Annotated in this window: 17 protein-coding genes; 10 read left to right on the top strand and 7 right to left on the bottom strand. The window is 51.0% G+C overall.

Annotation, left to right across the window (positions count from 1 at the left end; genetic code table 11):
- Positions 1-69 precede the first annotated feature (69 nt).
- Complete coding sequence (locus LOY68_RS13475; RefSeq protein ID WP_060765480.1) at positions 70-438, bottom strand: histone-like nucleoid-structuring protein, MvaT/MvaU family; 369 nt, start codon at positions 436-438, stop codon at positions 70-72.
- An 803-nt stretch (positions 439-1,241) separates the two neighbouring features.
- Between LOY68_RS13475 and LOY68_RS13470 the strand changes: the two genes are divergently transcribed.
- From LOY68_RS13470 to LOY68_RS13455, 5 genes are all read left to right on the top strand, one after another.
- Positions 1,242-1,940 (top strand): DUF6610 family protein, encoded by a 699-nt coding sequence (locus LOY68_RS13470; protein ID WP_146136067.1) that lies wholly within the window; start codon positions 1,242-1,244, stop codon positions 1,938-1,940.
- A complete protein-coding gene (locus tag LOY68_RS13465; RefSeq protein ID WP_138763959.1) occupies positions 1,915-2,523 on the top strand; it encodes a hypothetical protein in 609 nt (202 codons plus the stop codon). The genes LOY68_RS13470 and LOY68_RS13465 overlap by 26 nt, the downstream gene beginning before the upstream one ends.
- 388 nt (positions 2,524-2,911) lie before the next feature.
- Positions 2,912-3,721 carry a pentapeptide repeat-containing protein gene (locus tag LOY68_RS13460; protein ID WP_265045097.1) on the top strand — a complete coding sequence of 270 codons (810 nt, stop codon included), beginning with the start codon at positions 2,912-2,914 and terminating at the stop codon, positions 3,719-3,721.
- Entirely contained in the window at positions 3,718-4,359 is a 642-nt protein-coding gene (locus LOY68_RS32230) for a nucleotidyltransferase domain-containing protein (protein WP_413787179.1), read from the top strand. Before LOY68_RS13460 ends, LOY68_RS32230 begins: the two co-directional genes overlap by 4 nt.
- Positions 4,343-4,642, top strand: a complete 300-nt coding sequence (locus tag LOY68_RS13455) for a hypothetical protein (protein WP_265045095.1) — start codon at positions 4,343-4,345, stop codon at positions 4,640-4,642. Before LOY68_RS32230 ends, LOY68_RS13455 begins: the two co-directional genes overlap by 17 nt.
- Positions 4,643-5,431: 789 nt before the next feature.
- Here the strand turns inward: LOY68_RS13455 and LOY68_RS13450 are convergent.
- Together LOY68_RS13450 and LOY68_RS13445 are read right to left on the bottom strand one after the other, a co-directional pair.
- The gene (locus LOY68_RS13450) at positions 5,432-5,854 is read right to left on the bottom strand and encodes a hypothetical protein (protein WP_060765474.1); all 423 of its coding nucleotides are present in this window, start codon (positions 5,852-5,854) and stop codon (positions 5,432-5,434) included.
- Positions 5,855-5,896: 42 nt separating this feature from the next.
- Positions 5,897-6,304, bottom strand: a complete 408-nt coding sequence (locus LOY68_RS13445; RefSeq protein ID WP_060765473.1) for a DUF6957 family protein — start codon at positions 6,302-6,304, stop codon at positions 5,897-5,899.
- 188 nt (positions 6,305-6,492) lie between these two features.
- On the opposite strand from LOY68_RS13445, the gene LOY68_RS32225 reads away from it, so the two are divergent.
- Positions 6,493-6,960 carry a helix-turn-helix domain-containing protein gene (locus LOY68_RS32225; RefSeq protein WP_413787178.1) on the top strand — a complete coding sequence of 156 codons (468 nt, stop codon included), beginning with the start codon at positions 6,493-6,495 and terminating at the stop codon, positions 6,958-6,960.
- Here LOY68_RS32225 and LOY68_RS13440 read toward each other — a convergent pair.
- On the bottom strand, positions 6,940-7,275 hold the full coding sequence (locus LOY68_RS13440) for a DUF3800 domain-containing protein (RefSeq protein ID WP_265045093.1): 336 nt from the start codon (positions 7,273-7,275) through the stop codon (positions 6,940-6,942). The genes LOY68_RS32225 and LOY68_RS13440 overlap by 21 nt on opposite strands.
- 250 nt (positions 7,276-7,525) lie before the next feature.
- Between LOY68_RS13440 and LOY68_RS13435 the strand changes: the two genes are divergently transcribed.
- A complete protein-coding gene (locus tag LOY68_RS13435; protein WP_265045091.1) occupies positions 7,526-8,359 on the top strand; it encodes a hypothetical protein in 834 nt (277 codons plus the stop codon).
- Between the two features lie 59 nt (positions 8,360-8,418).
- Here the strand turns inward: LOY68_RS13435 and LOY68_RS13430 are convergent, their stop codons facing one another.
- From LOY68_RS13430 to LOY68_RS13420, 3 genes are all read right to left on the bottom strand, one after another.
- Positions 8,419-9,342, bottom strand: coding sequence for an abortive infection family protein (locus LOY68_RS13430; RefSeq protein ID WP_265045089.1), 924 nt, complete (start codon positions 9,340-9,342; stop codon positions 8,419-8,421).
- A 150-nt stretch (positions 9,343-9,492) separates the two neighbouring features.
- The gene (locus LOY68_RS13425) at positions 9,493-10,029 is read right to left on the bottom strand and encodes a hypothetical protein (RefSeq protein WP_265045087.1); all 537 of its coding nucleotides are present in this window, start codon (positions 10,027-10,029) and stop codon (positions 9,493-9,495) included.
- 18 nt (positions 10,030-10,047) lie between these two features.
- A complete protein-coding gene (locus LOY68_RS13420) occupies positions 10,048-10,851 on the bottom strand; it encodes an AbiJ-NTD4 domain-containing protein (protein ID WP_265045086.1) in 804 nt (267 codons plus the stop codon).
- A 307-nt stretch (positions 10,852-11,158) separates the two neighbouring features.
- Here LOY68_RS13420 and LOY68_RS13415 point away from each other — a divergent pair, with 307 nt between their 5' ends.
- The 3 genes from LOY68_RS13415 to LOY68_RS13405 all read left to right on the top strand — a co-directional run bounded on the left by LOY68_RS13415 (position 11,159) and on the right by LOY68_RS13405 (position 13,510).
- Positions 11,159-12,355 carry a hypothetical protein gene (locus LOY68_RS13415; protein ID WP_265045084.1) on the top strand — a complete coding sequence of 399 codons (1,197 nt, stop codon included), beginning with the start codon at positions 11,159-11,161 and terminating at the stop codon, positions 12,353-12,355.
- A 176-nt stretch (positions 12,356-12,531) separates the two neighbouring features.
- A complete protein-coding gene (locus LOY68_RS13410) occupies positions 12,532-12,876 on the top strand; it encodes a hypothetical protein (RefSeq protein ID WP_265045082.1) in 345 nt (114 codons plus the stop codon).
- Between the two features lie 4 nt (positions 12,877-12,880).
- The gene (locus LOY68_RS13405; RefSeq protein ID WP_060765338.1) at positions 12,881-13,510 is read left to right on the top strand and encodes a hypothetical protein; all 630 of its coding nucleotides are present in this window, start codon (positions 12,881-12,883) and stop codon (positions 13,508-13,510) included.
- The last annotated feature ends 40 nt before the right edge of the window (positions 13,511-13,550 follow it).

Below are 13,550 nucleotides of genomic sequence, written 5' to 3'. Positions count from 1 at the left end.
TTCAATATTGCTCGCTACCAATGTTAAAAAGGGCCCCGCAGGGCCCTGATTGTTTGTACTCAAACAGTCTTACCGAGCCAACCAAGATTCCACGGTGTCGGAACCGTACTCAGCTTTCCACTCTTTCAGGATTTTGTGATTGCCGCCCTTGGTTTCGACGACTTCGCTGGAGTGCGGATTCTTGTAGATTTTGATCTCGCGTGGCTTGCGAGAGCCTGCTTTGAATTCGGTGGCAGCAGGAGCACGGCGCGAGGCTTGAGGGTCAAGAATGGCGATGATGTTGCGAAGACTGTAGCCATATTCGCCCAACAGGTTGCGAAGCTTCTGCTCGAATTCGATTTCGCGCTTAAGGCCGTCATTATTTTTCAGGGTTTCGAGCTCAGCCAGTTGAGCGGCGAGCTCCTGCTCAAGGGCACGGAATTCTGCGAGACGAGACATTTGACGCTCCTGTATGTTGATAGGCCATTATCCGGTGATGGCCACAGCCAAGTCTAGCAATCGGCCAACTCAAAGGGAGCCTCAATGCATTTAGTAATGCTCGATACGTGCGTCTGGCTAGATATGTCATCACAAAAGACCGAGCTTCCTACGCGCACCGCCAACGACGCGATGCTTCGACGCCCTTTGAAGTAAAAAATTATGAATCAGCAATAATTATGGCTGATCCATAATTTGAAATAATCCAGTTTCGCCGCTTCCCCACTGGTGGTGTAACTCGATTCTCCTGCCGTAGACCGTCCAAAGATGAACGGCCTAAGTCGTGACGTACTCCTATGGTCACAAAATGCAGCGGGAGGCCGAGCGACAGAAAAGCTCTGCAAGGATTCGTCCGTCTGGCAACGCATGGAGCGGTAGATCAAACAGCTCCCCCTGTTCAAGAGCTGGGCGAAGCAACACGGATATGCTGACATTGAGGCAATATGAGCGGTGCATTTCGCTCTCGCAATGACGAAATGAGCTGCAAATGGGAAGTCGCTCCAGCCAGCGGCGGATTCAGCTAGCGGTTAAATGGGTGTGAATGGGTGTGCAAAACACTCATTCCGCCGGGCCGGGTGACCGGCTCCTGCTTTACCTCAAGCGTGCGGGTATTTGGGTGTAGGATGGATCCAACCTAGAAGCGTTTCTAAAATGCCACTACTATTCACGGCTCACGTCAACGGTCACACGCAGGTACTAGCTAATCCGGCGTCTGAACCTTGATTCTCCAGCAACGACGTTGATACGCCGTATTCTTGAGACGCATGATGGAAGTCCTAAAATTTGTAGCACACAGCAAGAAAGTTATATCAATAGCGAAAGAATACGGCTGGCATCCGGGAGCAAGGTATACAAATCTTCGCGATGTTAAAACGTTCAGTTTTAGCAATTTGGGTTTTTTGGATATCAACTGGAAAAGTTATAACCATGAAAGGCATGTTGAAGCCGCAGCCGAAACCACCCCGCGTTTAACTATTGCAAGGGACGTCGAATGTATCTTTAGTCTAGACAAAATCATCAAGGAAGCTGAGACCCTTCTAAAATACAGCAGCCATGTCGCTATCGTACCTAAAGATATATTAATGAACGGGCGACTAGAAGAACTAATACCGAAAGCTTTTTTGCTGGCTTATAGTGTGCCGACCAAATATGGAGGCACACAAGTGTCGATCGAAAGTTTTGACAGGCCTGTTCATTTATTAGGAGGCCGACCTGACACTCAGCGGGCGTTAGCGGAAAAAATGAAAGTTTTTTCAATTGATTGTAATAGGTTTACTCTTGATGCAAAGTACGGTGACTATTTTGACGGGGTTAAATTTCGGCGCCACCCGGTTGGCGGGTACGAGAGGTGTCTGATAGATTCAATCGAAAACATCAACAAAATCTGGTTTGGGTATGGCATTCATGATGACGTGCGTAATTTAATGGGGGTGAGCCGTGAACAGAGAAGACCTGCTACTTAAGATGTACGATCAAATGTTCAATGACATCAACCGCCACATAATGGTTGTGTGGCAAAGCGTAGGCGTTCTCGTTGGGGCATTTGCAGTTTTCGCCTTGGTTGAAAAGAACGTAGTCCCATTAGATTTTGCAGTATGCATAGTCTTGCTTCTAGCGCTTTGGCTGATGGCACACTTGTTTGATGCCGCTTATTGGTATAATCGTAACTTGGTAATTATTGCAAATATTGAACGACAGTTTTTGCGTAAAGAGGATTTGAAAGAAATACACTACTACTTCGGTTCCCATAGGCCGAAAAATAAAATGATTTACCATTTGCGAATTCAGATGACGCTGGGTATCGCATTAGTGTTGATGGTTTTGAGCTACCATTTTTATGTACATGTCGTACCAGGTTTCGATTTGCCGTTGAAGAATATTTCTCTGGTGAGATGCCTGCCTTATCTGCTCACATTTGGTGCTGCAATTTATCTGTTGAGATTGAAAAAAGACTGTAAGAAAAAATACGAAGAGTTTTTGCGTGAATCGCCAGGGAAAACCGTTGATACGACAGGCACGTCATTTGGTATCGGTCACGGCCATTGAGTCTTAAGGGGCTGTAATCATCAGTTGCCTGGCTTTGGCAGGGTGAGTGCGGCCCCAGATTGCGATGACTGCGCCAGTACACCGGGCGTCCGGCTTCTTGGTTGCACATTTCTACCTCGTTATGAACGGGTACCTATGAACGTTAATCTTTTCAACGTCTAGGTTCCGCCTCCACTCAGGAGTCGCGGTCACGGGGCGATTCTCGGCTAGGGTGGACGTTGATCCATGCTTCCTGCTGCCGAAAACAGGTGAGTCCAAAACACTCCTTCCTCCAAGCTTTTTTGTCGCAGGGGTGCGCCTACGATAGTGAGTGCTACACGGATCAGGGTTAAACTGTGCCTGCAGCTGGAGGATGCCCTCAGCACCACCCACTAAAGGGAAGGAATCGATGCTAGAAAATAGCGGTAAGACTGAGCTGAAGGATCAGAAGTTTACCGCTGATGTTTCAGAGCAAAAGTACACAAATCTTCACTTCGTACGACTTGTGGCCAAAGGGCGCAAATTCACGAATATAGATTTTAAATATTGCACATTCGACGCATGCTATTTGCGAAGCTGTAAATTTGATTCCTGCGACTTCACAGGTTGCCGTTTTATCGGCACAAATTTACACGGAGCAAATTTTAGTGGTTGCAAATTTGAATATGCGTCTTTCGAGAGAACAGATATCAATAACGAAGTTCTTTCGAGTGGTTGCCCTGGTAGCGAAAATCTTAAGATCCGGTTTGCTCGTTCACTGCGTATGAATTACCAACAGTTGGGGGATGCTCTTTCCGCAAACAAGGCTATTGAAGTCGAGTTAGATGCTACCAAAGAGCATCTCTACAAGGCGTGGCGCTCTAATGAATCTTATTACCGTAAAAAGTATAAGGGTTGGCATCGCGCTCAACACTTTTTGCTATGGGTCAAATTCAAACTGCTTGACCTTTTATGGGGTAATGGGGAAAGTGCGTGGAAGCTAGCTCGGGCCGTTCTTGTAGTTTTAGCGCTTATGACCCTATTTGACGCTTTAAACTACCGCGATCCCTCTCTGGTTCGTAGCTATTGGAACGCTTTTTTTCTAGCCCCTCAGGTTTTTCTTGGCACGACAAATCAAACCTACTTTCCCTCCTGTTATATCACTCTTGTTACATTCGTCCGGCTCGTTCTTTTTGGTTTTTTCATGGCAATTATTGTTAAACGGTTCAACAGGCGATGATGACACACATTTACGCATTCGGATCAGTTTGCAGGGGTGAGGTTACACCAGAGTCCGACATTGACCTCCTGGCAGTTACGCAGGGATCCGATCTAAGATTTAATCCAGACTTGTACTCCGTTTATTCATATGCGCGGCTCGCAGAAATATGGCGTGAAGGTAGCCCGTTCGCGTGGCATTTGTCCCTTGAGTCTAGGCTGCTCTACTCACCTAATCACTCTGATTATCTACTCGAGTTAGGGACACCTTCCACTTACACATCGGCGAATCGGGATTGCCAGAAATTTTTCGAGTTATTTAGATGCTCCGCCAACGCGCTCCGCGCTATGACGAACAGCCCAGTTTTCGAATTGTCGACGGTTTTTCTAGCTGTGCGAAACTTTGCAACTTGCTACTCGCTCGGGACAGGGACGCCTGATTTTTCACGCCATTCTGCCCTTCATCTTGGAGCGAATAGCCTATTGATCTCGAGCGATGTCTTCGGAGTTCTGGAGCGCGCGCGTCTCCTCTGCACGCGTGGAGTGGGTGAAATGATCTCGCAAGACGAAGCCGCTTCTGTCACGTTGGCGCTAGGGCAAATTGAGAGTTGGATGCGGATATTACTTATTACGGTGGCGATTCATGAACAATTTCAATAACAGAATCGATGCTCAACGCAATATTCTTCGAATAGTGAACGAGCGTCATTGGTACGTTGAGGAGCTGTCCGGCTTGTCAAACAAAGCCATCGACCGTTGGATGCTAGCGAACCAAATCGATGCCGCTTCACGTCTGGCAGAACTTATCCGACTTGCGGGACGAGCTTTGTTTTTCTTAGCGAATAAGAGCCAAGAACAAGTCACCGACGAATACGAGCACCACTCGCAAAAGGTTGTTGACCTTACGTACGAAATTGCAAAAGAAATCCAGAATTCATATTAGCAAACGGCTTGCAGTTTTTACTGGTTGGTGTCTCGTATATATCCAATGACCGCAAGTGGCCGTTTTTTTGCCCGTTGCCTAAGATGGCAACTGATCCAAAACTGACACCATTGCCTATTCGACGCAAGTCTTCAAGCGTTCAAAGGCATCCAATTTCTTGAACGTCCGCCTGCCCAACTGACGCTTAAAACTTGCTACGACGTACAAGCTGTTCAACGTAGTAAGAACCCAAAACCGACCTTCTTTATGCACAGATAAAATGTGGGAGGTTCGAATCATGTGTCCGTCCTTGAACTGCTCACGAGGGCCTTTCCGTGAGTGATCAAAGACTATGGCGATGCAGGTATTGCCCACGAACAGTGCGTCGCTAAGGTATCCAGTGATCGACGAATCGTATGGCCAATCTTGGGCGTAAATGATTCGCTTGAGTTGAAAATCAGTCAGGCGACGACAATGGTGGCCTGCGTCTCTCGTGTCGAGCATGTTTGAGCTCCATCCTTTTTATAATCTGACGTGGCTGAAATGCCTACACCTCCAGGGCATCAATCAGCATTTTTTGACAACCCGCCCTGAGGCTCGAGCCAGGCTTAGGTGGCTGATGGGCTGAGCCCCACCAAACTATCGCTTGATGTTCAATGGGTCTGCCATAAGCAGATCTAAGCACCGTCTCGGTTCGCTTCTCAAAGGTGTTCTCTGGACTTAAGGAGTTTGTGCAGGCTAGCTCTTCCACCGTCTCGCTTGAAGGTACGCGATCATTGCATCGTTGCAGATGCACATTACGAGATCAGATCAAAAAATGACTCGCATTCCTTTCAGGGAATGGGCATCGATCAGGATTCCAGGCGCATCGGTATAAGCCTTTTCATCATTTATGTTGTGAAGACAAACCCGACGTCCCGTGGAGTCATATCCCACCAGCAATCCCGAAAGCCCCTCCATAATCCATTTGCCGGCTTTGTTCATCCAACCAGGCGTGACGACCTGAATTTCCGTAACGACAAACTCGCTGGTTTGTTGGGAAAGTATTTCTTCGAGCATATCGACGTCACTAATCATCATGGTGCGTGGCCATACCGTGCCCTCCAAGCGCTCCTCAAGGACGACGTGATACCAGGGATGAGCCAAGTGGCGTTCAAACATCCGCCAGTTCGAATACCCATCCCCAAAGAAATTAGGAGTGCCCTCGGCAACGGTTTCATGACTTCTAAACATTTCACATTCCCGTGGATCTACAGACCGGAGTTGCAGCTGACATTATTGATAAAGAGACAGTATCGCGGCGAGATTGGCTGACTTTTCGTCGCCGTCTCCCGCCAAAACGTACACAGTGTTTTTGGTTTCAAAGAGATAGCCATCTTGGAATGAGATGGCCATGGTGCTTCGCACCCAATTTCCGTAATCGAAGCGTCCTCGGCTGTCTAGGATCACTTTTTCGGCAAAAACAAAGAGCGGCAGGTGGCCATGAACGTGGATTTTGGTGAGATCCCCATCGGTCGCTATCGCGCGCACAATCGTCCACTGCTGGACGATGCAAAAGCTTTTGTCGGGGAAGCGGGCTTGGACGATACGTATTAGCGCCTCTTGGTTTTCACCGGAACCAGATCGTGGTTCTCCCGGGGCGTTGAACAGCTCGTTGGCTGCTTGGATTTCTTCGAACTCCATGCTTCATTCCCGTCAATACATACCATATGTTTAAACGCATCACCGTCAGGAAAGCTCACGGAAGCAACGCTACCTCGGGCATTGTCTTCTCATGATTGAAGAAGCCGAATGACCCGTAACGAGGATTATATGACGTGTTATGGATCGACGCAATGTGGCTTTATCCTCTGTTTTGTAGAGGATCATAAATGTCTCTCAGCGAAGCATTTGCGGTCGTTATCCGGGCCTTGAGGCAGAATTCAGGAATGTCCCAGGACGACCTATCTTTACTAGATCGCTCTTATCTGAGTCGCGTGGAGCGCGGTAAGGGGAACGTTTCAATCGAAATGCTCTTGAAAATTTCAAAAATGCTGGACACTGAGCCGACTGTGCTAATGCTCCTGACAACTTCTTGCCTTTCTGAGGAGGCGACAGATGTGGCATTGGAGCGGATCTCGAGGAAGCTAGAGGCTCTGAAAGGGACTGGTGTGATCGAGCTGATCTCCAGCGGAGGTAGACCGCGCCAACATGGACGGCCTTCTAACCTCGCTGCGAGTGAAAGACTAAAACTTGCTCCACAGCTAAAACAAAAAGGCCTATCTCATTCAGAGATAGCTCGAGAATTGGACGTTTCTAAATCAACGGTACAAAGATTTCTAGCCAAGGTTCCTCATTAACGGTAGACACTGAAGCTTCAGATGATAGACCCGGCTTTTATCGACGACGGTGAAATATAGCTTGAGCGGCAGCTCGGCAAGATCCACCAAAATCCTTTTGCGGCGATCCGCGTCCTTAGATTTAAGCCTGCTGGATTTGATCTCCCCAGATTGGAAATGCCTGGTTCTCATTCCGCCAGCAAGCTCGTAAGCCCGAGGCAGATCCTTCTCGGCAATGATGATCGAGCACACCACGAAAAAACCTGAGCTACCCAATTTGGAGTTATCTAGGTCGTGATTGCCCGACTCATCAACAAACGCGAACGTCCCTCCCACGCAGCTACTCCTTCATCCCAAGGGCATAGCGCTGCCATGGCATGTCTCCTGGCCGCCAACTGTTGCCTAGAAAGCTAACCCATTAAGTCCGATACCTGCGACGCTGATAGCTTTATGCCACAATACCGGCAGCTGCGCGAGAGCCGGTACTGGGCATGGCTATCCACTGTTTGATGGCAATGCACCCTGTTGCAGCCCTGTGCCAAAGAGTAGTCGAAACGTAGAGTGCCGAAGCTGAAGGATCAGGGAGTTGAAGGTTGATATGACGCATAGAGTTTTGGATTGGCGCAATCGACGCGCATGGTTACAACACATCCGGTCATACGCAAAACCGCTGCTGACGCCGAAACTAGTAGCGGTACTGGAGCGGCGCAGGCCCCAGTGCTGGTCGGACGTCATGGACTGGCTCCCGGATCACCATGACCTGGTGCCTGAATTCTGCGAGCGGATGTCCTCGTACTACACACATTTCAAAGCCTTTCATGGCTGCCGCCCAGAGTCGCTTTCTAGCTACTACGACCATGGGCTTCGGGGACAAAACGCCGACTCGATCATCAAAAAATTTCGACAGCTTTTTGCAGATCTCCCGTCGGCCAGCCTCGACCGGGCCATCGAGAAGATGAAGCACCGTGAGTCAAGTGAACAGGGTAAGACTTGGCTGTCCGGGGATGACCGCCAGATGGTTAGGGACTTCGGTCACTACATCATCAACGGCAGCGAGTACCTCCTGGCACTGGCGGCGAAGCTGAGCGGAGGACATTACGAGGAGGATTACAGGCTCCGGTTGCGGACAATTGGCATTCCGACCGTACTGGAGGTCGACATTCCCATCGAGCTCATTCCACCTGCGCAGAAGCTGGAAGTAGCGAAAATGATACTGTCGGAATGGGGGCAGCTTCGGACAAAACGTCCTTTGGGGATGTCTTCGTCACCGTGCTACGTAGTGCGCTCAGACATCCCTGCAGAGTGCATCAAAGCGCATTACCATCCGGCAAGGATTCGGGACTTCCATCACTGCATCCCTACCTACGTCAACAAGACGGTGCGATGTGATCACTGCCCACCAGCCTCTGAACCTGCTTAGGCCCGAGCCTCAATCCGCGCACAGATCTTGGCCCCGGCGTTCTAGGCAGACATCAGAGCCTATTTGCCTGAGTAGGCCTGGTCGTGAAGGAAGACGATAGCCGACGCCGTCATGTTCATCGCATACCTGGCAACATGCTCAGGCACTACCTTCGCGTTTTCTCCTGCGCCATGGGCTGAGCTCAGCTTGTTGCGAAGCGTGCCCACAACCATCAGCGGTGTCTCCCAAAAGCCCTCCATCTGCGTCTGGGCCATGATGGTTCTCAAAAGCTTTGCAGTGCTATCGCCCTCGCTGTAGCCGAAACGCTTCTGGCCGCAGATCACTTTCATGACGCTCTCATAACTGGCGTTGCACTTGGTGACACAGTCACCGAATTTCCGATGCCTGTAGTCTTCAAGCGCGACCATGAACTCGGTGTTGGCATAGCGAAATTCGGGTTGCCGGAGCAACTGAAGTGCCGGCTCAATTGCCGTTTCATGGATCACCTGACTGTCCTTGGGGATCACCTTCGATTCTTCAAGAAGCCTTATTCTCTGGCTACTGCGAAAATCGTCGCTCTGCCAAGGCTCCCAGACCTGTTTGGTGACAAAGTAAGTCAGGTCATCAATGCTCAAGAACTCGTTTAGTCGAGTCACGACGTCCTCTTGCCGCCCGCCCAGGCACATGTGTGCGTCTGACTGCAGGATGTACTCAACTGCGTCCAGAAAGTGGGCATCACTACACGTGGTTAGGAACTGCAGGGTATCGTCCTGAGGAGACATGCCCTGACGCTGGCTCAAAGAGACACGACCCACCAAGTAGGTCAGCTTTCCATGAAGATGTTCAAGAGCCGGAAGAAGGCTCCCGTCGCCAGCGTCGCGCAGCAGCATGAGAGTCCGTTGCCTGAATCCTGGGGTCAGCGGTTTTCTGACTGCTGCCTGGTTTTCCTTCCTGCGGGAAAAAACGTTGAAAATATTCCCTATCACATCATCTTCCTGCTGCAAGTTAACTGAGGATCGTATTTCTCGCCCGGCAGCCGAACCTCCCAGGCAATTAAGTCAGTCAGCGATCGGTCAACGGGTGCAGTACCATCTACCGACCGCCTTTACGCGATCGACTGAATTCCCCGTCCACCTGGCACCTATCTAAGGCGGTCACTTCACGATCAGCGTCTCTTTCCCTGTCTCAGGATCACGAGACCACCTAATGTCGCAAGGGTCATCATTCCCGATCTGGCGAAATACCGAAATCACCTCATCGATGCTGATGAAGTACAGGCATTTATCCTTGTCGAGATCTGAGCTGAAGAATGCACCGTCCAGTCCGCCACCTTCGGATATACAGGGCGCGAAGACGAAGCTATGAATGATCCGCCCGCATATAAACATAACGTCTCGCCCCTCCTGGCCTGCCTTGGAGAGGTCGTAGAGCTCATCTAGCCGGTGGTTGTTACGCCATGTCACGCGCTTCAGGTTTGGGTGCTTATGAAGGGGGATAGAAAGGTGGCGGATCTTGTCGGTGATCTTGGCAGGGGCCTCTAGAAGCTTCCTGACGGAGTAGAAGCCGATGAAGATGTCGCGCTCTACCTGTGCAAGTTCTTCATCAGACAGGGCACTGACCGTTTTGAGGTGCTCAAGACGATCTGCCATCTCTAACAGTGGTTGTTTCCAGTACCAGCTCTCCCAGATCATCTTGTGAGTCCTTTTAAGTCACTTCGATTTCTTGATCAAATAGCTGCTGACCGAGGCGCACAGGCCAACTACGAGCTCTGCGTCTTCGAAAGACGGCTCACGCCCTTCCTGGATGTGCCGTCCGAACTCCGAGGCGTACGCCCAGGTTTTGATGACAGCCTGATCCAATGGAGCTGGAATCAGCGTTCGGGAATCATTCATGATCTTCCCAAGGGTCGCTTGTTGGTCACCAGTGACCTGCCGAGCGACACACTCCAGCGAAGCCATGGCATGCTGTATCGCCCCCGTCGGGTCTGGAGACGGTCGGCGTGAGAGATCGGCAATCGCCTGGTGCAATTCCTTGCTGGCCGTGACGTGCCCATGTTGATGCTCAGTTTCTTTCGCCGAGGTCAAAACCTGCTCAAAGGATTCAGAACCACGGATTTCGATGCGACCTTCCAGCAGCTTCCACCCTATGCCGTGCTCAATGAAGAACTCGTTCAGCTCAGTAGTGAAGTGCTCGTACACGCCAGAGCCATAGTTACGGTTGCCGAGGTAATCATCGAGCCGCTCAATGACGTCATACACCTTGAACCACTTGCACTGCTCAAGCCGCCGAACGTTTTCCTCGTGGATATTGGGCCTCTCACTCCAGTTCTGCTTGTCGGGCAAGACCTTCAATGCCTGGCAGATTATTTGGCGCAGGTCTGATGGCTTGAGACCACATTCGTAGCTCAATTGAATCAGATACTCCTGCAGCGCTTGCGGTGCGTCTTCCCGGACAGTGATTTCGGCTTCATCGACCTGCGAGAAACCGTGACGCCTTGAAAATGAGTCCTTCATCCTTACCCTCCGCCTCACCTAGACCACCGGCAAATCGCCATAGCGATCTGGCTCGATAATGCCTGACATTCCGGGCTTGGGATAGGTAACGGGAATCGACGCTTGACTTGGCCTGAAGACTGCGCATTCACCCGCAGCGGTCGATTCAAGCCACGACCTTTGAGGAGCGGCCTCAGGTCTTGCCCGAGCTACAGTGAAGGGTGTCGTCACTTTCGCCACCGTATCATTAGACACCTTAAAACTCAGCCTAAGGCCAGAAAACTTCGTACCATCCGCCGCTGATCACACTCACTTGCTAGGAAGACCAGTGGCAGCCCGCCCTAAGTACTCACGTTTTTTTGAAAAAAAAGCCTCAAACCGCGACTCTACGCCGGCGCCTCAGTCGTCCCCTAAAGCCACATGGTTAGCAAAAGCCATGACTTATTCAGGGCTGATGGCCAACGCCTCTCAGGTCTTGATGCTAGCTGTAGTCGTAGTTGGCTATTTCTACACAGTGCGGCCAGTCTTCCAGAAAGAGGTGGTCTCCGAGGATCTCGCTCGCCTGCAGCTTGAACAACGAAAGCTTCAGCATCAAATGGAGGGGCAAGCGGAATCCCTGCAAGCTGGGGAAGCGAAAAATAAGGATCTGGCTGATCAGCGAGCTTCAATCGAGAAGCAGATTGTGACCCTCAACCAGAAAGTAGGGGACGCTGAGAAATCTGCCCGCGATGCCATGCTTCGGGCACAACGGGCAACAGCTGAAGCCAAAACGGCTGAATCGACCCTTGCCGGCCTTCAAGCGCAACACTACGGGCTGAAAGTGCAAAGCCTCTTAGGCCAGACAGCGCTGCCAAGCAGCATGATTCATGTCCTGAACAGATCAGCAAGCACACTACCTTTTGTGGTCTTCAAGGATGAGAAAGCAGGCTCTATCGCACAAAAACTACAATCGTTGGAGCTTCAGCCCCTCGATCTAGCGAAGTCGACACTCTCTCAACTGCAAGAGCAAGCCAGCAAGCAATCCCGAGCGCCCAGTGCGGCCATCGATGCATTGTTGGCGCGCAATTATGAAAAGGGCATGATCGAGCATACTCAAGACCTGACATGCCCCACGCCTGCATATGCGGACTGGCAGTCTGCATTTCAGTCGGCAGTGCAGGCAAGCGAAGGGAACATTCAGGACTGCGTACGCGAATCTTGGGCCGATCGAGTAGCACGGGAAGACTGGTCACCTTCCGATATTCGCAACCTCCAAAAAACCGACTCTTGGAAACAGCTCGAAAGCAGCTTCAACGCCTCATGCAAATTGTCCTACAGCTATCTGATGCGCACAGCGTTCGAAGACGCCTGGAAGAAGGCTGATGAGGCCTGCGACGAGCGTCGGATGTACGTTAATCAGCTCGTGATGGGCACGCCCTTCAAGTTACGCCTGACAGAGTTTACGGTGGTCACACCGCCGTCAACCGAAGACATCGCCAACCTGTTCCGAAATCGCAATGCCAAGGAGCCTGCGCCTCAATTGTGAGAGCTGTCAGGGCATCCAGCTCTGCGTACTTACCCCCTACGGCTGGTAGGCCATGCAGCCGACCAAGTGTGGCGAGCGCGCCTCCATGCCTCCAGAGGTGCCGCCATGGGTTGCTATGCCCCGGACGAAATTGGATGATGCGGTATCAGATCGCCACCTCGGAATAGGCCGCACCTATGAGCAAGACGAACAACATTTCGATCGGCACCATGCAAAATTCGCAAGTTCAACAATATGCTCAGCACTCCACTCAGCATCTTGACCAGAGCGTTCAGCATGTGGATTTGAACGCTTTCCTCGAAGCGTTTTCTCAAGATATCGCCAAGATCAGCGATCAGACCGTGGCCCAAAGCCTGCGATCTGATGTAGAAACGATCAGGCTCCAGAACAATGCCCCATCGCCCAAAAAAGGCATCATCAAGGAATGTCTCGGCTCTATCAAAACGATCCTGGAGGGAGCCGCTGGCAGCGCCCTCGCGTCGTACCTACCTGCGGTAACCACTTTGCTCGGAGCGTTCTGACGCTATGGACAGCCTGGTTCTAGAGCTGCAGTGCGATGTGCTTGACCGTACGATTCACATTCCGGATCTCCTGCGAAAAGCATTGCTGGTCTCCAGAAAGCTCAAGATCAAGGACATTGAGGAATGGCTCAATGACGAACTGAATGGGTACGAACTTCGCTCAGTGCCTAGTTATCGACTCATTTCGGGGGAGCTCAAGGCCTTCAATCCGTATCGAGGGTGGATCCCGGTGGACATGGGCGGGGAGCTCCACGCTTCGATGTGTGAAACCCCTGCCCGCGATTCTGTAAGTCAGATCGCCGATCTGGTGGAACGCACAGAGACTGGAACGGTGGTGGTCAAATTCCCTGCCAATCTCAACACAGCATTCCGGAACTTCATGCGCACCGACTACGAGCCAGCGCTGCACGTACCGGTACATAAATTGGTTCGCATCCTTGACGTCACGAAAACCAAGATAATGGATTTTGCCCTAGATCTGGAGGCCCGAGGGATTCTCGGCGAGGGCATCAGATTCAGTAAGGCCGAGGAGCAACTGGCGCAGTCGATCACTTACAACACCATCAATATTGAGAGGATGGAAAACTCTCAGCTGCAGCAGTCGACCCATGAGTCAGGGCAGCACAAGAGGTAAGGCTCCGACTGCCATTAGTTTTTTCTTCGGCGCATAAAAA

Source organism: Pseudomonas sp. B21-053 (assembly GCF_026016365.1).
In the GTDB taxonomy this organism is placed as follows: domain Bacteria; phylum Pseudomonadota; class Gammaproteobacteria; order Pseudomonadales; family Pseudomonadaceae; genus Aquipseudomonas; species Aquipseudomonas nunensis.
Note: the sequence above shows the minus strand (reverse complement) of the source record. Positions and strands in the feature narration are given on the sequence as shown.